This window comes from Blattabacterium cuenoti (genome assembly GCF_014251275.1).
Taxonomy (GTDB): domain Bacteria; phylum Bacteroidota; class Bacteroidia; order Flavobacteriales; family Blattabacteriaceae; genus Blattabacterium; species Blattabacterium cuenoti_AG.
The window spans coordinates 354,981-375,581 of the sequence record NZ_CP059183.1; the positions used below are offsets into that span (position 1 = coordinate 354,981).

General features: G+C 21.7%; 21 protein-coding genes. 3 read left to right on the forward strand and 18 right to left on the reverse strand.

Annotated features, from left to right (window positions below; translation table 11 throughout):
* Nucleotides 1-236 precede the first annotated feature (236 nt).
* Nucleotides 237-3,167 (forward strand): transglycosylase domain-containing protein, encoded by a 2,931-nt coding sequence (locus tag H0H76_RS01660; protein WP_185855316.1) that lies wholly within the window; start codon nt 237-239, stop codon nt 3,165-3,167.
* Between the two features lie 241 nt (nt 3,168-3,408).
* On the opposite strand, the gene H0H76_RS01665 is transcribed toward H0H76_RS01660, so the two are convergent.
* The 3 genes from H0H76_RS01665 to H0H76_RS01675 all read right to left on the reverse strand — a co-directional run bounded on the left by H0H76_RS01665 (nt 3,409) and on the right by H0H76_RS01675 (nt 6,511).
* Entirely contained in the window at nt 3,409-4,500 is a 1,092-nt protein-coding gene (locus tag H0H76_RS01665) for a flavodoxin domain-containing protein (protein WP_185855317.1), read from the reverse strand.
* Nucleotides 4,501-4,699: 199 nt separating this feature from the next.
* The gene (gene cysK, locus H0H76_RS01670; RefSeq protein ID WP_185855318.1) at nt 4,700-5,614 is read right to left on the reverse strand and encodes a cysteine synthase A; all 915 of its coding nucleotides are present in this window, start codon (nt 5,612-5,614) and stop codon (nt 4,700-4,702) included.
* Nucleotides 5,615-5,671: 57 nt separating this feature from the next.
* Nucleotides 5,672-6,511 (reverse strand): serine O-acetyltransferase, encoded by an 840-nt coding sequence (locus tag H0H76_RS01675; protein ID WP_185855319.1) that lies wholly within the window; start codon nt 6,509-6,511, stop codon nt 5,672-5,674.
* Between the two features lie 232 nt (nt 6,512-6,743).
* On the opposite strand from H0H76_RS01675, the gene H0H76_RS01680 reads away from it, so the two are divergent.
* Complete coding sequence (locus tag H0H76_RS01680) at nt 6,744-7,964, forward strand: NADP-dependent isocitrate dehydrogenase (protein WP_185855320.1); 1,221 nt, start codon at nt 6,744-6,746, stop codon at nt 7,962-7,964.
* Nucleotides 7,965-7,967: 3 nt separating this feature from the next.
* Here H0H76_RS01680 and H0H76_RS01685 read toward each other — a convergent pair whose 3' ends face one another.
* From H0H76_RS01685 to menB, 5 genes are all read right to left on the reverse strand, one after another.
* Nucleotides 7,968-8,993 (reverse strand): acyl-CoA synthetase family protein, encoded by a 1,026-nt coding sequence (locus tag H0H76_RS01685; RefSeq protein ID WP_185855321.1) that lies wholly within the window; start codon nt 8,991-8,993, stop codon nt 7,968-7,970.
* Entirely contained in the window at nt 8,984-9,985 is a 1,002-nt protein-coding gene (locus H0H76_RS01690; RefSeq protein WP_238783858.1) for an enolase-like domain-containing protein, read from the reverse strand. The genes H0H76_RS01685 and H0H76_RS01690 overlap by 10 nt, the downstream gene beginning before the upstream one ends.
* Before the next feature lie 116 nt (nt 9,986-10,101).
* Entirely contained in the window at nt 10,102-10,794 is a 693-nt protein-coding gene (locus tag H0H76_RS01695) for a metal-dependent hydrolase (RefSeq protein ID WP_185855322.1), read from the reverse strand.
* Between the two features lie 44 nt (nt 10,795-10,838).
* Nucleotides 10,839-11,756: a 1,4-dihydroxy-2-naphthoate octaprenyltransferase gene (gene menA, locus H0H76_RS01700; RefSeq protein ID WP_185855323.1), complete on the reverse strand. Its 918-nt coding sequence runs from the start codon at nt 11,754-11,756 to the stop codon at nt 10,839-10,841.
* Nucleotides 11,753-12,568: a 1,4-dihydroxy-2-naphthoyl-CoA synthase gene (menB, locus tag H0H76_RS01705; RefSeq protein WP_185855324.1), complete on the reverse strand. Its 816-nt coding sequence runs from the start codon at nt 12,566-12,568 to the stop codon at nt 11,753-11,755. The genes menA and menB overlap by 4 nt, the downstream gene beginning before the upstream one ends.
* A 64-nt stretch (nt 12,569-12,632) precedes the next feature.
* Here menB and H0H76_RS01710 point away from each other — a divergent pair, with 64 nt between their 5' ends.
* The gene (locus H0H76_RS01710; RefSeq protein WP_185855325.1) at nt 12,633-13,052 is read left to right on the forward strand and encodes a hypothetical protein; all 420 of its coding nucleotides are present in this window, start codon (nt 12,633-12,635) and stop codon (nt 13,050-13,052) included.
* On the opposite strand, the gene H0H76_RS01715 is transcribed toward H0H76_RS01710, so the two are convergent.
* From H0H76_RS01715 to secY, 10 genes are all read right to left on the reverse strand, one after another.
* The gene (locus H0H76_RS01715) at nt 13,029-14,309 is read right to left on the reverse strand and encodes an SLC13 family permease (protein WP_185855326.1); all 1,281 of its coding nucleotides are present in this window, start codon (nt 14,307-14,309) and stop codon (nt 13,029-13,031) included. The two genes, H0H76_RS01710 and H0H76_RS01715, sit on opposite strands and share 24 nt — an antisense overlap.
* Nucleotides 14,310-14,384: 75 nt before the next feature.
* Nucleotides 14,385-15,689 (reverse strand): phosphopyruvate hydratase, encoded by a 1,305-nt coding sequence (gene eno, locus H0H76_RS01720; RefSeq protein WP_185855327.1) that lies wholly within the window; start codon nt 15,687-15,689, stop codon nt 14,385-14,387.
* Entirely contained in the window at nt 15,676-16,158 is a 483-nt protein-coding gene (rplQ, locus tag H0H76_RS01725) for a 50S ribosomal protein L17 (RefSeq protein WP_185855328.1), read from the reverse strand. Before rplQ ends, eno begins: the two co-directional genes overlap by 14 nt.
* A 28-nt stretch (nt 16,159-16,186) precedes the next feature.
* A complete protein-coding gene (locus H0H76_RS01730) occupies nt 16,187-17,179 on the reverse strand; it encodes a DNA-directed RNA polymerase subunit alpha (RefSeq protein ID WP_185855329.1) in 993 nt (330 codons plus the stop codon).
* 9 nt (nt 17,180-17,188) lie between these two features.
* Complete coding sequence (gene rpsD / locus H0H76_RS01735; RefSeq protein WP_185855788.1) at nt 17,189-17,797, reverse strand: 30S ribosomal protein S4; 609 nt, start codon at nt 17,795-17,797, stop codon at nt 17,189-17,191.
* 34 nt (nt 17,798-17,831) lie between these two features.
* Complete coding sequence (gene rpsK / locus H0H76_RS01740; protein WP_185855330.1) at nt 17,832-18,221, reverse strand: 30S ribosomal protein S11; 390 nt, start codon at nt 18,219-18,221, stop codon at nt 17,832-17,834.
* Between the two features lie 26 nt (nt 18,222-18,247).
* Complete coding sequence (gene rpsM / locus H0H76_RS01745; protein ID WP_185855331.1) at nt 18,248-18,628, reverse strand: 30S ribosomal protein S13; 381 nt, start codon at nt 18,626-18,628, stop codon at nt 18,248-18,250.
* A gap of 37 nt (nt 18,629-18,665) precedes the next feature.
* The gene (rpmJ, locus tag H0H76_RS01750) at nt 18,666-18,782 is read right to left on the reverse strand and encodes a 50S ribosomal protein L36 (RefSeq protein ID WP_185855332.1); all 117 of its coding nucleotides are present in this window, start codon (nt 18,780-18,782) and stop codon (nt 18,666-18,668) included.
* A gap of 59 nt (nt 18,783-18,841) precedes the next feature.
* A complete protein-coding gene (gene infA / locus H0H76_RS01755; RefSeq protein ID WP_185855333.1) occupies nt 18,842-19,057 on the reverse strand; it encodes a translation initiation factor IF-1 in 216 nt (71 codons plus the stop codon).
* Nucleotides 19,058-19,199: 142 nt separating this feature from the next.
* Nucleotides 19,200-20,594, reverse strand: a complete 1,395-nt coding sequence (secY, locus tag H0H76_RS01760; protein ID WP_185855334.1) for a preprotein translocase subunit SecY — start codon at nt 20,592-20,594, stop codon at nt 19,200-19,202.
* Between the last annotated feature and the right edge of the window lie 7 nt (nt 20,595-20,601).

Sequence of the window (20,601 nt, forward strand, 5' to 3'; positions counted from 1 at the left end):
TGTATAAAAACATAATCATTTTACAGTAAATAAAGGAAAAATTTATTTTTTTTTCTTATATGAAAAGACTGATATTTCTATACACATATTAAAAAACCTATTAATATTTATACTTTTTAACTTTAGATTTATATATGTAAATAATATAATTAAAATTGAAAAATTAATATAAAAAATATTCTCATGTTATATGTTCATTTAATAATTTAACATTAACACTACAATAATTCTTATACGTGAATAATAAAAAAAAATTAAAGAAAAATACTAATTTTTTATTACTTATTTTCTATTTTTGGATTTTCTTTTTCTTATGTGTAGGAATTTTATTTACTATTTTTTATGCTGCATCAAATGGATATTTAGGTCAATTACCTACCCCAAAAGAAATAGAAAATCCATTATTAGAAACAGGAACAAAAGTATATGATACTAATGGAATATTATTAGGAAAATTTTTTTCTGAAAATAGAGTAATAATCACTTATAAACAACTTCCTAAAGATCTTATTAAAGCACTTATCGCAAAAGAAGACATACGTTTTGAACAACATTCTGGAATTGATATAAAATCTTTATTTAGAGCAATTTTATCATTTGGAAAAAAAGGAGGAGGTAGTACTATTTCTCAACAACTAGCTAAATTACTTTTTACTGGGCAATCTTCAAGAAATAAATTTCAAAGAATGCGACAGAAAATATTAGAGTGGATTATGGCAATTGAATTAGAAAGACGTTATACAAAAGAGGAAATTATAACAATGTACTACAACAAATTTGATTTTTTATATAATGCAAAAGGAATAGAATCTGCATCTCATACTTATTTTAATAAAAAAGTTTCTAACTTAAATTTAAACGAATGTGCTATTTTAGTAGGAATGTTAGAAAATCCTTCTTTATACAATCCAAAAAATTATCCTATAAGATCAAAAAAACAAAGAAATTTAGTTTTATATCAAATGAAAAAATACAATTTTATTAATGGAAAAAAATATAAAATAGAATTGAAAAAACCAATAAATCTAAATTTTAAAATACAAAAAAGAGATTTTGAATTACTAACTTATTATGGAGAATTTTTAAAAAAGGAAATACAAGATTATTTAAATGAATATGAAAAAAAAACTGGAAAAAAATTAAATCTTTATTCGAGTGAACTAAAGATATATACTTCTATAGATGCAAAAATGCAAAAGCACGCAGAAAAATCAGTTAAAAAACATCTTGTAAATCTACAAAATTTATTTAACGAATTACAAAGAAAAAATAAAAATACTCCATTTGTAAACATATCTAAAAAAAAGACAAACAGAATTATAATTTCATCTATACATAGAACTATTCTTTACAAAAATTTAAAAAGAAAAGGAATTTCAGAAAAAAAAATTTTAGAAATATTTAGAAAACCAAAATTAGTTGAATTATTTACATGGAATGGAAACAAAAAGATAATAATATCCCCATGGGATCTTATTCGTTATAAAAAAAGTATTATCCAAGCTGGATTATTATCTATAGAACCAAAAACTGGATATATTAAAGCATGGGTAGGTGGAGTAGATTTTAATCATTTTCAATATGATCATGTTTTTAAAACTCATAGACAAGTTGGCTCTATATTTAAACCAATTTTATATGCTGCTGCTATTAATAAATTGCATTACAATCCTTGTACAAAAATATCTAATGAAAGATTTCAATTAGGTAATTGGGCCCCCAGAAATTCTAATGGAAAATATGGTGGATTTATTACTTTAAAAGATGGATTGGCAATGTCTGTAAACACTATATCTGCTCGTCTAATCTCAAAAATAACTATTGATCCAGTTATTGATCTAGCAAAAAAAATGGGAATACAATCTATAATTCCAAAACATCCTTCTATAGCATTAGGATCAGCAGATCTAACTTTATATGAAATTACAGGAGCATTTAATACATTTACAAATTACGGTTATTATATAAAACCAAGTTTATTAATGAAAATAGAAGATAAAAATGGAAATTTGATTAAAGGACACAGTAAACTAAAAGAAATACAAGTTTTTAATAAAGAAGTATCCTATATAATGTTAGACTTAATGAGAGGAGTAGTAGAATATGGTACAGCAAAAAAATTACACAATTATAATATTAATGGAGATATAATAGGTAAAACAGGAACAACCAATGATAATTCTGATGGATGGTTTATAGGTATGATCCCAAATTTAACTACTGGAATTTGGGTAGGATGGGAAGATAGATTTGTACATTTTGAAAATATAAAATTTGGACAAGGATCATTCATGGCTTTACCTATATGGGCGTATTATATTAATAGTTTATATAAAGATACTAATTTGATATATAATGATAAACTATATTTTCAAAAACCAAAAAATTTTATAAAATACTGTTGTAATAAAAATAAATGTAATTATAGTATAAAAAATAGTTTAAAAAAAACAAAAATTGATGATAATTATATAAAAGAAATTAAAAATAAAGAATTAAAAACTGATGATAATATAAATAAAGAATTAAAAACTGATGATAATATAAATAAAGAATTAAAAACTGATGATAATATAAATAAAGAATTAAAAACTGATGATAATATAAATAAAGAATTAAAAACTGATGATAATATAAATAAAGAATTAAAAACTGATGATAATATAAATAAAGAATTAAAAACTGATGATAATATAAATAAAGAATTAAAAACTGATGATAATATAAATAAAGAATTAAAAACTGATGATAATATAAATAAAGAATTAAAAACTGATGATAATATAAATAAAGAATTAAAAACTGATGATAATATAAATAAAGAATTAAAAACTGATGATAATATAAATAAAGAATTAAAAACTGATGATAATATAAATAAAGAATTAAAAACTGATGATAATATAAATAAAGAATTAAAAACTGATGATAATATAAATAAAGAATTAAAAACTGATGATAATATAAATAAAGAATTAAAAACTGATGATAATATAAATAAAGAATTAAAAACTGATGATAATATAAATAAAGAATTAAAAACTGATGATAATATAAATAAAGAATTAAAAACTGATGATAATATAAATAAAGAATTAAAAACTGATGATAATATAAATAAAGAATTAAAAACTGATGATAATATAAATAAAGAATTTAATTATTGAATTATTATAATAAAACTAATTTTAATAAAATTTAGGAAAATAAATGGAGTATGTTTATACGTATTATAATATAAAAAATTTTTTTTAAGATTTATTTATAAAAAAAAATAATCAAAAAATTTATTTTATTAGATGCAAAAAAAAATAATATTTACGTACAATATAGCTTATCTAGATGGACAAAAAAATTAAAATATGAAATGTAAAATTAAATTAAAAAACATAAAAATTATTTATTATATTAATACACTTCTTTTAAAAATCTTCTTTTTCTTTTCATGTTCTTTATAAATGATAAAGGATTACTTTTTCCAAGTTTACTTATTATTTTTTTTATTGTATTTTCAACATCTATACTCATAGGATTTTTTTTTCCACAAATATATACATAAGATCCATTCTTTATCCATGAGTAAAATTCTATACGATTTTTCCAAATTTCATCTTGTACATAAATCTTTTTTTCTTGATCTCTTGAAAAAGTGATATTAACATTAGTTAAAATTCCTATTTTTTTCCAATTACATATCTCATTTCTGTATAAAATAAAATCTGATATAGAATGTCTACAACCAAAGAATAACCAATTTTTTCCAGTTGAATGTTTAGCTTCTCTTTCATACAAAAAAGATCTGAAAGGAGCTATTCCTGTGCCAGAACAAATTAAAATAATATCCTCATTATTATTTGGTAAATCAAAAAATTTATTTTCATGTATAAAAAAACTCAACTTATCATTTATTTTTCTTTTATATAAAAAATAAGAACAATGTCCATATTTAATTTTTTCATTTGAATGGAAATGATGTAAAGAAACTGTAATATGTATCTTATTTACATGAACTATAGAAGAAGAAGATATAGAATATAACCTTGGTTTTATAGGATTCATTAATTTTATCAAATTTTTCAATGAAAATTCTTTACAATTAATTATTGAATTACTTTTTTTTAACAATTCAATAAAATTCCAACTTTTTTCAAAATCTATTTGAAGACTTTTTTCAAAAAAACTGGAATATTTTTTTAAAAAATCTTTAGATAATCGGTAAATATCTAATTCATCTTTCAAAAGGAAAAAAATTTTATCTTTTTTTTCATTACTTAACAAATTCTTTTTGATAAGAACGTTAATAATATAATTTACTTCATTTACGTTATTTTCAGGAAAAATACCTATAGAATCGCCTGGAGAATATGAAATATTATTATTATATGGTAATGAAATTTCTATATGATGAATACTATAATTATTTTCTATATTTTTATTATAATCATTTAAAAATATATTTTTATAAATTTTTCCGATTATTTTATTTACTTTTTTATACATTTTAATTTTTATATTATTTATTTTATATTAAGTAATAAAAATATATGTAAATATTCTTAATACTTATTAATTCAATAAATTAATATTCATATACATACATATATTTATATTAATAAATATATATTTTTAAATTAATATTTATTTTACTATTACATAACCTAAAATTAGTAATTTAGTAATTATATTTTAAACAATATAATTAACATGAAAATAGATTATCTACAGAAATATATCTCTCTCCTGTATCATAATTTATAGTTAATATTATTGATTCTTTAGAAAATTTAGATAAATATTTGTCTATTGCAGATAAAGAAGCCCCTGTAGAAATCCCAACAAGTATTCCTTCTTTTTTCGCAATTTTTCTAACAAAACTAAATGCTTCATCTTTAGATATTAAACAAGTTTCATCCAATAATTTTACATCTAAAATAGACGGAATAAAACCTGCTCCTAATCCTTGTAAAGAATGTGTAGAAGATTTTCCTCCAAATATTACAGGAGATTCTACTGGTTCTACAGAAATAATTTTAATATTAGGATATTTTTTTTTCAATACTTTTCCTATTCCAGTTATATGACCTCCTGTTCCTACTCCAGTAATAAAGTAATCTATTCCATTAGGAAAAGATTCAACTATTTCTTTTGCAGTTTTTTTTTCATGAATTAAAGGATTTGATTTATTATCAAACTGTTTTGGCATCCAAGAATTTGGTATAATATTAACTAATTCTTCTGCTTTTTTTATTGCACCTTTCATACCTTGGTCTTTAGGAGTAAGAACAAATTTTGCTCCAAAAATAGAAAATAGTTTTTTCCTCTCCATACTCATTGATTCAGGCATTACTAAAATTATACGATATTGTTTAACAGAAGCAACTATTGATAACCCAATACCAGTATTTCCGGAAGTAGGTTCTATTATAATATCACCTTTCTTAAGAATACCTTTTTTTTCTGCATCTTCTATCATAGATAATGCAATTCTGTCCTTAATACTTCCACCTGGATTATTTCTTTCTAATTTCATCCAAACTTTGTGATTTGGATATAATCGTCTTAAACGTACATGTGAAGTATTTCCAATAGTTTCTAAAATACTATCTACTTTCATATTTACTTTTTTTTATATTTATATTTATGTTTATTTATTTTTAATATATTTATATCATTATATCATAAAATTTATTGAATCAGGAAAAATATTGTTATTATTTCTCATTTTAGTTTCACTTTTTTGATAAACTACAGAAAATGGAGGTATACTTCTTGTAATCCAAACATTTCCACCTAAAATACTATCATGACCTATTACTGTTTTACCTCCTAAAATTGTAGCTCCAGCATATATAGTTACTTTATCCTCTATTGTTGGATGACGTTTAACATTAGATAATTCTTTATATACATTAATAGCACCTAAAGTTACTCCTTGGTATATTCTAACTTTTTTCCCTATTTTTGTACTTGATCCTATTACTATGCCAGTTCCATGATCAATTGCAAATGCTTCATCTATTACTGCTGCTGCATGTATATCAACACCGGTTTTACTATGTGCATATTCTGTAATTAATCTAGGGATAATAGGAATTTCTTGATTCCATAATTGATGTGCTATTCTATATAATGCAGTTGCAAAAAAACCTGGATAAGAAAGAAAAATTTCTTCTATTGAAATTGCAGCTGGGTCTGATTCTAATATTTCGTTAGCATCTATTAACAATATATCATATATATTTGGGATTTTTTTAAAAAATCTTATTGAAGAGTTTATTGCATCTTTTTTTGATAAATTTAATTCTATAAATATTTCATTTAATATTTTTTGCAAATTTTTATAATTTTCCTCAAAATATATTTCATCTTTAAGCAATTGTTTACTAGGAGTAAATAATGAGTAAAATAATTGTTCTGCAAAAAATTCTGATTTTTTTTTATCAGGATATAAAAAAAATTTCTTTTGTTTGTTATTAAAAAATATTTTTTTCAAAAAATTAATATCAACCATTTTACTAAACTTTAAACTTTTATTATTATATGTTATAGGTATAGATAGGTACTAGTATAGCAATAGTAGTAGAACATATATACATATAGGTATAGGTATAGGTATTTATTAAATTATAATTTATAATTGTAAATTGTAAAAAAAATAATATTACAAGAAAAATAAATTTAAAAAATTTCTTTTTTCTATTGCTATTGTTAAATTTAAATATTATTTAAATCTTATTCTTATCATGAAAAAAATAAAAGTTTATAATCCAATAGTAGAAATAGATGGAGATGAAATGGCCAGAATAATATGGAAATACATAAAAAAATATCTTATATTTCCATATTTAGATTTAAATTTAAAGTCTTTTGATTTGAGTATTGAAAATAGAGATTATACTGAAGATGAAGTAACAATATTAGCAGCACATGCAATAAAAAAATATAATGTAGGAATAAAATGTGCTACAATTACTCCAGATAAAGAAAGGATGAGAGAATTTTGTTTAAAACAAATGTGGAAATCTCCAAATGGAACAATAAGAAATATAATTAATGGAACAGTATTTAGAGAACCAATTATTATTTCAAATATTAAACGTTTTATTCCAAGTTGGAAAAAACCTATATGTATAGCAAGACATGCATATGCAGATCAATATGATGCAATAGATTTTATAACTGAAGAAAAAGGAAATTTATACATATTATTCTCACCAGATAATAAAAACAACAAATGTAAAAAATTTAAAATTCATCATTTTTCAGGACCTGGAATTGCTATGGGGATGTATAATACAGATGAATCAATTTATGGATTTTCTCGTTCTTGTTTTAATTATTCTGTTTATAAAAATATTCCTCTTTTTCTTTCTACAAAGAATACTATTCTAAAATCATATGATGAAAAATATAAAGATATTTTTCATGATGTATATGTAAATGAATTTAAATCAAAATTTAAAAATTTAAATATTACCTACGAACATAGATTAATAGATGATATGATTGCAAAAACTATAAAGTCAGAAGGTGGGTTTATATGGGCTTGTAAAAATTATGATGGAGATGTCCAGTCTGATTGTATCGCACAAGGATTTGGATCACTTGGAATGATGACTTCAGTTTTACTAACTCCAGATGGAAAAACATTAATATCTGAAGCAGCACATGGGACAATTAAAAGACATTTTAAATTATATAAAAAAGGTATAAATACATCTACTAATCCAATTGCTTCTATATTTGCTTGGACTCGTGGGTTAAAACATCGTGCATATTTAGACAAAAATAAAAAATTGGATAATTTTTCAAAAAAAATGGAAGAAACATGTATAGATTTTATAGAATCTGGAAATATTACTAAAGATTTAATTTTAGATTCAAAAGAAAAGAAAAATAGTTTTTTATATACTAAAAATTTTATTAAACAATTGAAAATTTTTTTTGATAAAAAAGTAAAATAAATTTTATTTTTTCATTATTATATGTTTAACTATTTCTTTTTTTTTTACTTTTCCAAATGAATTTTCTATAAAATTTGTAATAAAAAAAATTTTTTTAGGTTTAAAATATTTTTTTTCTCCAAAAAATATATAATTAGGAATTTTTAACGTAAAAGGATTTCCTTCAATAACTAATATTATTTTTTCACCAAACATATCATCTGGTATCGAAGAAATAAAAAATCTTTTATTATATGGAATATAAATACTTATATACTTTTCAATTAATTCAGGAATAATTTTTATTCCACCACTATTTATAATATTATCATATCTTCCAATCCATATAAATGTATTTTTAGATTTAATATCAACTATGTCATTTGTAACTATTAATGAATTAATTGAAGTATATATATTTAAACAATTTCTTTTATCTGAAAAAATAATAACATCATAAAAAGATTTATAATATCTATTTCTATCTAATCCATTAATTTTTCTCAATGCTATATGACCAGCAGTTTCTGTCATACCATAAGTAACATAACAATTTGTAATAACTTTTTGTAATTTTACTTCTAAAGATTTAGAAATAAAAGTTCCTCCGATTAAAATTGTTTTTATATAATTTATATTTTTTATTCCAAAACTAACCTGAATTGGTATCATTGAAGATATATCAAAATATTCCTTTATATTTTTTAAAGGATTAGATGTAGGTTTAATACAATATACTTTCCATTGAAAAATAATAGCACGAATTAAAAACATCTTGGCTGCGATATAATTAATAGGTAAACATAAAAATCCTTTAATTTTTTTTTTATTCAATTTTAAAAAGTCTACAGTTATTGTAGCTCTTCTATACATATATTCTTTTTTTAAAAAAATTTTTTTTGGAATACCTGTTGTAGTTCCAGAAGTTGATGTTACAATTGTAGAAGTATTATCGTTCCAATTTCTTAAAAATTCAAGTATTGAATTTTTCCAATTATTACTGATACTACACGTATTATAATTTTTTTTACATGAAAAATCTAACCACATGTTATAAGATTTTTTTCTTTGTAAAGAAATTTATTATTCCAAGTAAATCCTACTTTTCCTTTTACAAAAGGACTAGTATTTAATTCATTAATATAAATACAAGTTGTATTTAATCCATGATATATTTTATTCCCTAAGCTATATTTTTTATTCATTATAAAAGTCCACTGTACAATAGCGTTTATTCCAATATTACTTTCTAAAGAAGAACTAACATACCATCTTATATTTCTTTTATATGCTTCTTTTATCCATTCTTCAGAGCCATTAAATCCTCCACAAATACTAGGTCTTATTACTATATATTCAGGATTTATAAAATCTAATAGTTTTCTTTTTTCTTTTAATTTTACTATTCCAATTAGTTCTTCATCTAATGCTATAGGTGATTCAGAATTTTTACATATATATGAAATATCATTCCAATTTCCAGGTAATATTGGTTGTTCAAACAAACAAATTATATCTAATTCATAAAATTTATTTATAAAATATAAAGCTTCAAATTTATTTTTGAAACATCCATTAGCATCTATACGTATTTTTAAAAATGGATATATATTTTTTATTTTTTTTAAAAAATTATATTGTAAATACAATAATTCCTTATTAATTTTTATTTTTATACATGAAAATCCATTTTTTATTTTACTGTGTATTTTTTCTATAAAAATTTTTTCATTATATTTTTTCCATTCATATAACCATATAATATCATTTATAAAAATTTCTTCTTTTCCTTTAGTAAATTCAGAATTATATAATATAGGATATTCTTTTTTTAAACCTATAAATATTTGCTCTAATACAAAAAATACTGATGAATACGAAATATTATTTTTTAGATTATAAAATTTTAATTCTTTTGAAAAATTAATTTTGTTAACTATCCATTTTAATTCTTTGTCTATTTTAATTAAATCTATTAATGATTTTATGTCTAATAAAGTATTGCATTCTCCAATAATAAAATTATTATCTGTTTTAACCAATATAAATCTTACAAAATTTTTTTTTAAAATTTTATTAAATTTTGATATTTTTTTTTTATAAAGAAAATTTTTTTTTGTAAAAAAACTTTAATTTTCATATTAATTATTTTATCTAACTAAATATCTATATATTTCCCTGAATCTAGTAATATTAATTTTTTTCTATTTTTATTGAAAATATTTATAGAATTTTTTTTATTTATTTTAATACTTTCAAAAGTATCATAATGTACTCCTAATATTTTTTCACATTTTAATAATTTTGATGCTGTTACTGCTTCTTCAGCATCCATAGTATATCTTCCACCTATAGGTAGAATAGATAATTTTAATTTTCCAAAATTAGGTAAAAATGACATTTCATATGTAATTGATGTATCTCCTGATATATAAATATTACCATCATTAGTACTTAAAAAAAAACCACCTGGATTTCCACCATATGTTCCATCAGGAAAAACACTAGAATGCATTGCCCATACATATTTCAATTTCCCAAATGGAAAAGTTACAAAAGACCCGAAATTCATTCCATAAGTTTTAATTCCCTTTTTTTCAAAAAAATTTGCAATTTCATAATTAGATATAACTAAAATTTTAGGCCTGTTTTGTTTTACAAATAAATCTACATCACATATATGATCATAATGAGCATGAGTAATTAATATATAATGAATTGGATAATTTATATATTTGTATAATGATTTTTTATTAAAAATTGGATTTTCAGAAAGAAAAGGATCTATTAATATATTATTTCCATATATTTCTAATATACATGTACTGTGAGAAATAAATATAATCTTCATAAATTATTTTTTTTTATTTCATAAGTTTATATATAATATAATTTTTATAAAAAGTTTGTAATTCCAATATTTAAACCATATAAAAAAGTTAATAATACCAGTTTTTTCAATTCTAAATTTAGTAAGTTTTTTCTTTTAATAAATATTATATTTTTAATATTGTACATTAAAGATATAATAATTAAAACTGAAAATATCCATTGATAAGTATTATTTACATTTCTTATGTATAAGAATAACAAACAAATAACAATTGGTATAAAAACAATTATTGTATGATAAAATTTTGAATATTTTACTCCTAATTTTACTGGAATAGTAATTTTTCCATTTTCAATGTCATCTTTTAAATCTCTTATATTATTTACATTTAATACTGATACACTTAAGAACCCTATTCCAAACGATAATAAAAAAATATCAATAGTAGGAAAAATATGAGTTAATAGAAAAAAATTACCTAATACAGAAAATAGACCAAAAAAAATAAATACTGATAAATCTCCTAAACCAAATTTCCATCCATAAGGAGTTTTTCCAATTGAATAACTAATAGAGGAATATATACAAAATAATAATCCTAAAGTATATAAAAAAAATATAAAAATATTTTCCCTAACAGTTTTAAATATTAAAATAATACCAAAAAAAAAAGAAAGTATAGAAAATATATAGATAGATTTTTTCATATTATATAAAGAAATTTTTCCACATTTGACTAATTTTTTTGGACTATAAGAATTAACATTATTAAATGTTTTTATACTATCTCCATAATCATTTGAAAAATTTGATAAAATTTGAAGAGATATAGAAGTAAGTATAGAAAAAGTATATATATCTATATTTTTATATAATTCTATTACAGATGATGAAGATAAAAGATAACTTGAAGTTATACCTGTAATAGAAAGTGGTAATGTATAAACACGAGATGCATAAATAAAATATTTTATTTTCATAAGAATTTTTGAAACTTCTTAAAATTAGGAATTCTTTTTTCTAAAAAAGCTTTTTTACCTTCTTGAGATTCTTCCATTAAATAAAACATTAAGGTAGCATCTCCAGCTAACTGCATTAGCCCATGTTGTCCATCTAATTCTGCATTTAAACAACGTTTTATCATTCTTAATGCCATTGGACTTCTTTTTTGTATTGTCTTACACCATTTAATTGTTGTTTTTTCAAGAGAATTTTTAGTAACTACTTTATTAATTAAGCCCATGTTAAAGGCTTCTTTTGCAGAATATTCTTTACATAAAAACCACATTTCTCTTGTTTTTTTTTGACCAATATGTCTAGCTAAATAAGATGATCCGAATCCTCCATCAAAAGATCCTACTTTAGGCCCAGATTGCCCAAAAATTGCATTATCTGATGCTATGGTCAAATCACAAACTACATGTAATACATGACCCCCTCCTATAGCATATCCATTAACCATGGCTATTACTGGTTTTGGTATTTCTCTTATTTTTTTGTAAAAATCTAATATATTTAACACTGGTATTCCGTCTTTTCCTAAATAGCCTCCATAACTTCTAGTTTTTTGATCTCCTCCTGAACAAAAAGATTTATCTCCAGTTCCAGTTATAATAACTACATCTATATCATTTCTATTTTTACATATTTTCATAGCATCTATCATTTCTTTTACAGTTTCAACTCTAAATGCATTATGACACCAGGGTCTATTTATTTCTATTTTAGAAATACCTTCCCAAAATAGAAAAAAAATATCTTCATATTTTTTTATTGATTTCCAATTTACCATAAAATAAAATGTATTAAAAATTGATATTTATTTTTATAATATAAAATAGATTTTAAATTTTATTATGTTAAGAAATATATTTTCAGTATTTACAGGTGTAATAATAAGTATTACAGAAATTTTATTTTTTATTAAATTTACAAAAATATGGTTTTTTAGAATAAAATTAATACCATTAGTAAAAATGAAATATATTTTTATTAATGCTTCAAATAATTTTTTCTTAATTTTAATATTATTATGTACTTTCAGTGTTTTATCTGGAAATATTATAACTGCATTTATAGTTAAGTATGCTAAAATAGCTTATGCCAGACTAACTGGAATTATTTCATTATTAATAATATTGTTATATATTTTGTTTTTTCCATTAACAAATTTTATCAAATTTATTATGGTCTCTATTTTTTTTATTTTATCTTATTTATCTTCTTTTTTATCAAAGAAACTTATAAAAATATTACATAGGAACAAATGGATTTAATAATAAATAAATAAAACCCGATATATATCCTATCAGAGCTATCCAACTAATTTTTTTAACATACCAAAAAAAATTTATTTTTTCTATGCTCATTGCTGCTATACCAGATGCAGATCCTATGATTAATAAACTTCCACCAGTTCCAGATACATAAGCAATAAAATGCCATAAGTCATGGTTTAACGAATGAGGAAACATAGATAATGTTGCTGCAACTAAAGGAACATTATCTATTATAGAAGACATAAGTCCAAATAAAAAAGATGTTACTTTCCACGTAGGAACAATACTATTTATCCAATTAGATAGTCTATACAAAACACCTATAGCTTCTAATGATGAAACTGATAACAAAACTCCAAAAAAAAATAAAATACTAGAAATATCTATTTTTTCTATAATTTTTTTCTTATATAAAAAATTTTTTTTTATCATATCGTTAGTATGAACAATTAAAATAAGAATTCCAAGAGAAAACATCATACCTACATATGGAGGAACTCCAATTATAATTTTATATATTGGGACAAGTAACATTAAAAACATTCCTATTTTTAACATAAAAATGCCTATTTCCAAATCTTTTTTTGATAAATTATCATTTTTTTTAGGAATAGTAACATTACTATCAAAATCATGTATTTTAGAAATTATAAAAGTACTTGTTAACATACAAATAACAGATGGAATAAAAACGTTTTTTATAAGATGTAAAGTAGTTACTTTTTTTGAAATCCATAACATTGTAGTTGTTATATCCCCAATAGGAGACCATACTCCACCAGCATTTGCTGCTATAATCACTATCCCTAAATAATACAAACGTTCTTTATAATTAAGTATAGTTTTCCTTAATAAAGATACTAATACTATAGTAGCAGTTAGATTATCTATTACTGCAGATAATAAAAAAGAAAGAATACTAATTTTCCATAAAAATTTACTTTTTTTATCTGTATAAAGAAGTTTTCTTAATGCTTCAAATGCAAAATATCTTTCAATAATAGAAATTATTAACATTGCTCCTATAATGAAAAAAATAATTTCAGATGTTTTTCCTAATTGAAATAGTAATAAATTTTGTGGATTTTTTTGTATTAAAAGATTATTTTCTAATTTAAAAACTGGAATATTAAAAAATATAATATACGACCAACATAAAGTAGCCATTATAATTGATGGAACAATTTTATTCAAAAAAAAATAACCTTCAAATATAATGAATAAATATCCAATAATAAAAATTATAATTACCATTAACTTTTATATTATTTTATTCATTGTATTTGTTATACTCATTTTTTTATAGTTATATTATTATGTTTATTTTTTTTAATATTTCCATTTTGAATAAGTTGAATATTTTCCTATTTCTTCTTCTATACGAAATAATTGGTTATATTTTGAAGTACGTTCAGTTCTACAAATTGATCCTATTTTTATTTGTTCAATATTAAATGCAACAGATAAATCAGATATAAATGTATCTTCTGTTTCACCAGAACGATGAGAAATTATATTTTTATATTTATTTTTATTAGCAAAATTAATTGTTTCAATTGTTTCTGTAAGAGTTCCTACTTGATTAATTTTTATCAAAATTGAATTTGCTATTTTATTCTTTACTCCTTTTTTTAATTTTTCTACTTTAGTAACGAATAAATCATCTCCTACTAATTGTATTTTATTACCAATTTCATCTGTTAATAATTTCCATCCTTTCCAATCATTTTGATCTATACCGTCTTCTATGGATATTATTGGATATTTTTTAACTAAAAAAGATAAATATTCTATATGTTCTTCTCTAGATTTTAAAATATTATTATTAGTATTTATTTCTGTATTGTTTCTTTTTTTAAATTTAGAATAATTATACATTCCATTATCATATAACTCTGATGATGCACAATCAATAGCTATTCCAATGTCATCATACGGATCATAATTAGATAAATGTATAGATTCTAAAATAAGATCTAAAACAGTTTCTATATTATCTACATTTGGAGAAAAACCTCCTTCATCTCCAACATTAGTTGAAAATCCTTTTTTATTTAAAATGTTTTTTAAATTATTAAAAACTCTATGAATTATTTGAATAGCTTCAGAAAAACTATCTGATTTTACAGGAACAATCATAAATTCTTGAAAAGCTATAGATGTATTTGAATGTTTTCCTCCATTTATAACATTAACTAAAGGTATTGGAAGAATATTATTACGTAACCCTCCAATATATTTATAAATAGGGATTTCTAGTTCTTTAGAAGCTGCTTTTGCAATTGAAATAGAAACAGCTAGTATAGAATTAGCTCCTAATCTTCTTTTATCTTTTGTTCCATCTAATTCTATCATTAATTTATCAATATTAAATTGATCTAATACTGATTTTCCAATTAATTCAGGAGAAATTATATTATTTACATTTTCTACAGCTTTTAATACACTTTTTCCAAAATAAAAGTCCTTATTTTTATCACGCAATTCAAATGATTCATTTTCACCTTTAGAAGATCCAGATGGAATAGATGCACGTCCCAATATATTTCCACTTGTTATTACATCTACTTCTATAGTAGGATTTCCTCTAGAATCTAATATTTGTCTAGCTTTAATGTTTTTAATTGTTCTCATTATTTTTATTTACATTTTTTTTTCTTCTTCGTCTAGTTCTATAACGTTTATTACTAGGAATATTAATATTATTTTTTTCTTTTTTTCCTTTTATTTTATATTTATATATTTCATTAAAATCTACAAATTCAATTAAAGACATTTTAGATTTATCTCCAAAACGAAATCCAATTTTTAATATTCTAGTATACCCACCAGGTCTATTACGTACTTTTTCAAAAGTGTTATTAAATAATTCTGAAACTGCATTTTTATCTTTTAAATATGAAAAAATAATTCTTCTAGAATTAGTAGTATTATTTTTAGATTTTGTAATAATTGGTTCTATATACTTTTTTAAAGCTTTAGCTTTAGCTAAAGTAGTAAAAATTCTTTTTTTTTTTATTAAAGAAACTGACATGTTAGAAAAAAGTGCCTTTCTATGACTATACTTTCTTCCCAAATGATTATTTTTTAATCTATGATTCATAACTAGTAAAAAAATTTTTTTTTATTTATTATTTATCATTATATTCTGATATCTCCATTCCAAAAAATAAACCTTTTTCTTTCATTTTACTTTCTAATTCATATAGTGATTTTTTACCAAAATTTCTCATTTTCAATATATAAGTTCTATCACATTTTACTAAATCTGCAATTGTTTTTATAGTAGCAAGTTTCAAACAATTTTTTGTACGTACAGATAAATCCATATCACTTAATTTTAAATTAAGTAATGTTCTCATTTTTAAAAATTCTTCATCATACTTCTTATTTTTATCAATTTTCTCTTTCTTATTTTTTCCTATTTTTTCATCAGAAAAAATAGAAAAATATTGAATTAATATTTCAGAAGCTTCAACTAATGCCATTTTTGGAGATATAGATCCATCTGTTTTAATGTCTAATAACAAATTTTCGAAATCAGTTTTTTGTCCTACTCTACAGTTTTCTATTGTATATTTAACATTTTTAATGGGAGTATAAATAGAATCTATAGGTATAGTTCCAATTAATTCATTATTTTTTTTATTTTCTTCTGCTGGAATATATCCTTTACCTTCTTCTATAGTAAATGTAATTTCTAATGGAATTGTATTTTCTTTGTGACAAAGAATTAGATCATGATTTAATATTTCAAATCCAGAAATATACTTATTAAGTATTTTGCCAGTAACAAATCTTTCTTTATTATCTATAAATGCATTTACTATTTCTTTGTTACTATCTGGAATAATTCTTTTTAATCTAATTTTTTTAAAATTTAGTATAATATCAGTAACATCTTCTAATACTCCATCTATAGATGAAAATTCATATTTAACACCTTTAATTCTAATAGATGTAACTGAAAACCCTTTTAAAGAACTCAGTAACACTCTTCTTAATGCATTACCTAATGTTATACCATATCCAGGTTCTAAAGGTTTTAAATGAAAAACTCCTCTATAATCTGATAATTCAGTCATAGAAACTCTATCAGGTCTAATAAAATCTAAAATAGACATAAAAAATAATTATTTTGAGTATAATTCAACAATTAATTGTTCTTTTATATTTTCAGGTATTTGTGATCTTTTTGGAAGTTGTTTAAATGTTCCATACATATTTTTTTCATCAAAAATTAACCATTCAACTAAATCTTTATTATTATCTATTGATTTTAATATTAAAGGATGATTAATAGAATTTTTATTTATTCCTATTTTGTCACCAGGACTTAATTTAAAAGAAGGAATATTTACTATTTCATCGTTTACAATAATATGTTTATGACTAACTAATTGTCTTGCAGAAGGTCTAGTAGGAGCAAAATTAAGTCTAAATACTATATTATCTAAACGTCTTTCACATGATTGTAATAATAATTCCCCAGTAACTCCTTTTTTTCTAGCAGCATTAATAAACAATTTAAAAAATTGTTTCTCTAATATTCCATAAATATATTTTGTTTTTTGTTTTTCCATTAATTGAACAAAATATTCAGAACGTTTAGATCTTCTTCTAGGGCCTCCAAAATGTTGTACAGAATGATATTTTTTTCTTTCAAAATACTTATCTTCTCCATAAATACATTGTCCAAATCTTCTAGAAATTCTTGTTCTTGGACCTATATATCTAGCCATATTCCATAATGTTTTATTATTTTTTTTATATTTTTTATACTCTTCTTCTTTTAGGTGGTCTACAACCATTATGAGGTAATGGTGTAATATCTTTTATCATTGTAACTGTAAGACCAGAATTACTCAATGCTCTTATAGCTGCATCTCTACCTGCTCCAGGACCTTTTATTTTAATTTCTATCTTTTTCATTCCGGCATTTAAACCTTCTTTAGCAACATTTTCAGCTGTAATTTGTGCAGCATAAGGTGTATTTTTCTTTGAACCTTTAAAATTCATTTTTCCAGCAGATCCCCAAGCTATAACATCACCTTTTTTATTAGTTAATGTTATAATAATATTGTTAAAACTAGATTGTATATGTGCAATACCTACAGTATCTACAATTACCTTTCTCTTTTTTTTTCTAACAGATAATTTTACCATTCCTATCCTATTAGTATATTTTTTAATTATTTAGTTATCCTTTTTTTATTTGCAACAGTTTTTCTTTTTCCTTTTCTAGTCCTACAATTATTTTTAGTTTTCTGACCTCTTAATGGTAAGCATTTTCTATGTCTTATTCCTCTATAACATCCTATATCTATTAATTTTTTTATATTTATTCTGATTTCAGATCTTAATTCACCTTCTATTTTTATATTATTAGATATATACTTTCTTATTTTACTAATTTCTTCATCTGACCAATTTTTAGCCTTCTTATTTTCTTCTACTCCAACTGATTGTAAAATTAATTTTGATAAACTTTTACCTATTCCATATAAATAAGTTAATGCTATGATCCCTCTTTTATAGATTGGAATATCTACACCAGAAATTCTAATTGACATAATAAAAAAACATGAAATTTAAATATATAACATAAAATTAACCTTGTTTTTGTTTAAATTTAGGATTTTTTTTATTTATTATTCTTAATCTTCCTTTTCTATTAACAATAATACAATGTTTTGATCTTTTTTTTAGTGAAGCTTTTACTTTCATAATAAAAATTTTAAAATTAAACTGTAAAAAAATTAAAACAAAAAAAATAAAAATTAATGTTAATATCTATATGTAATCCTTCCTCTTTCTAAGTCGTAAGATGACATTTCTAATTTAACTTTATCTCCTGGTAATATTTTTATATAGTGCATTCTCATTTTTCCAGATATATGTGCTTTAATTATACATCCATTTTTTAATTGTACACGAAACATTGCATTTGGAGATGATTCAATTATAGTTCCATCTACTTCAATATGCTTTTGCTTTGCCATATTTATTTGTATTTATATCCTTAATAACCTTAATAATTAGTATATTATATTATATATTTTATATTTATATTTATATAGTATAGTAGAAAGTATAAGCAAAAGTTACTTATACAAAACACAATATACATAAAAAAAATTATAATTATATTTTATAATTTTTAATATTCATTTTCATTTTCATTAATCCATCGTAATGATAATTTAGTAGATATATATCAATTTGTTGAGCTATATCTAAAATTACACCAATAACTATTATTAATGAAGTCCCTCCATAAAATAAAGAAAAACTTTTAGTAATCCCAATTTTAGAAACTATGTATGGTAATATAGCAATTATTCCTAATAATATAGATCCAGGTAATGTTATATAAGATAAAATTTTATCTATATAATCAATTGTTTCTTTTCCTGGTTTAATTTTTGGAATATGACCTCCATTTCTTTTTAATTCATCAGATATTTGATGTACCGGTATTGTAATAGCAGTATAAAAAAAAGTAAAAATTATTACTAATATAAAAATTGCTGAATTATACCAAATTCCATATATATTATGAAAAATATAAAAAAAATTTTTTATTTTTTCATTATTAATATAATTAGATATTGTTAGTGGAAAAAACATAATAGCTTGAGAAAAAATTATTGGCATAACTCCAGCAGATGTTACTTTAAGTGGCAAATATTGGTGTTTTTTATTTTTATTAAAATATCTAGATCCAAATTCTAAAAACTTATAATGTGATACATATTGTATAGGAATTTTTCTTATAGCTTTAATAATAAGTATAGTAAATGAAATAACAAAAATCCACAATAAAAATTCTAATAATAAAATTATTAAACCAATATTATAATTGTATAATTTATTAAAAAATTCTTTAGATATAGCATCTGGTAAACGAGATATTATTCCAGACATAATGATAATTGAAATTCCATTTCCAATACCTTTATCTGTAATTTTATCTCCTATCCACATAGTAAATAAAGTCCCAGTGGTTAAAGTGATTATTCCTGTGAACAAAAACATACTTTTTCCATAAAAAGTATTCATATCTAATAAATAAGTAGAATTTAAATAACGTAATGAATATGGAATAAATTGTTTTATTAAAGAATATAAATATATTGGAGTCTGTATTAAACATATAAACAAAGTTAACCATCTAGAAATAAGATTAATTTTTTTCTTTCCACTTTCTCCATCTTTTTGTAATCTTTGAAAATAAGGAAATATTATACACATTAACTGTATTACAATAGAAGCAGATATATATGGCATAATACCTAACGCTAAAACAGATGCTCTATTAAACGCTCCACCAGTGAATGAAGATAAAATTTGCATTAATCCTTTAGAATTGGAATTAAATTTTTCTACAAAATCACTTATACCTAAAGGATTAATTCCAGGTATAGGAATATATGCTCCAAAACGGTATACTAACAATAAAATTATTGTAATTATTATTTTTTTTCGTAAATCTATTATTTTACAAATGTTATGAATATTTTTAGTAAAATTATTCATAATTATA

Excerpts from the sequence above, each read along its gene's own strand:
- H0H76_RS01665 (WP_185855317.1), bottom strand. The coding sequence starts at position 4,500 with ATGTATAAAAAAGTAAATAAAATAATCGGAAAAATTTATAAAAATATA.
- cysK (WP_185855318.1), bottom strand. The coding sequence starts at position 5,614 with ATGAAAGTAGATAGTATTTTAGAAACTATTGGAAATACTTCACATGTA.
- H0H76_RS01675 (WP_185855319.1), bottom strand. The coding sequence starts at position 6,511 with ATGGTTGATATTAATTTTTTGAAAAAAATATTTTTTAATAACAAACAA.
- H0H76_RS01680 (WP_185855320.1), top strand. The coding sequence starts at position 6,744 with ATGAAAAAAATAAAAGTTTATAATCCAATAGTAGAAATAGATGGAGAT.
- H0H76_RS01685 (WP_185855321.1), bottom strand. The coding sequence starts at position 8,993 with ATGTGGTTAGATTTTTCATGTAAAAAAAATTATAATACGTGTAGTATC.
- H0H76_RS01695 (WP_185855322.1), bottom strand. The coding sequence starts at position 10,794 with ATGAAGATTATATTTATTTCTCACAGTACATGTATATTAGAAATATAT.
- menA (WP_185855323.1), bottom strand. The coding sequence starts at position 11,756 with ATGAAAATAAAATATTTTATTTATGCATCTCGTGTTTATACATTACCA.
- menB (WP_185855324.1), bottom strand. The coding sequence starts at position 12,568 with ATGGTAAATTGGAAATCAATAAAAAAATATGAAGATATTTTTTTTCTA.
- H0H76_RS01710 (WP_185855325.1), top strand. The coding sequence starts at position 12,633 with ATGTTAAGAAATATATTTTCAGTATTTACAGGTGTAATAATAAGTATT.
- H0H76_RS01715 (WP_185855326.1), bottom strand. The coding sequence starts at position 14,309 with ATGGTAATTATAATTTTTATTATTGGATATTTATTCATTATATTTGAA.
- eno (WP_185855327.1), bottom strand. The coding sequence starts at position 15,689 with ATGAGAACAATTAAAAACATTAAAGCTAGACAAATATTAGATTCTAGA.
- rplQ (WP_185855328.1), bottom strand. The coding sequence starts at position 16,158 with ATGAATCATAGATTAAAAAATAATCATTTGGGAAGAAAGTATAGTCAT.
- H0H76_RS01730 (WP_185855329.1), bottom strand. The coding sequence starts at position 17,179 with ATGTCTATTTTAGATTTTATTAGACCTGATAGAGTTTCTATGACTGAA.
- rpsD (WP_185855788.1), bottom strand. The coding sequence starts at position 17,797 with ATGGCTAGATATATAGGTCCAAGAACAAGAATTTCTAGAAGATTTGGA.
- rpsK (WP_185855330.1), bottom strand. The coding sequence starts at position 18,221 with ATGGTAAAATTATCTGTTAGAAAAAAAAAGAGAAAGGTAATTGTAGAT.
- rpsM (WP_185855331.1), bottom strand. The coding sequence starts at position 18,628 with ATGTCAATTAGAATTTCTGGTGTAGATATTCCAATCTATAAAAGAGGG.
- rpmJ (WP_185855332.1), bottom strand. The coding sequence starts at position 18,782 with ATGAAAGTAAAAGCTTCACTAAAAAAAAGATCAAAACATTGTATTATT.
- infA (WP_185855333.1), bottom strand. The coding sequence starts at position 19,057 with ATGGCAAAGCAAAAGCATATTGAAGTAGATGGAACTATAATTGAATCA.
- secY (WP_185855334.1), bottom strand. The coding sequence starts at position 20,594 with ATGAATAATTTTACTAAAAATATTCATAACATTTGTAAAATAATAGAT.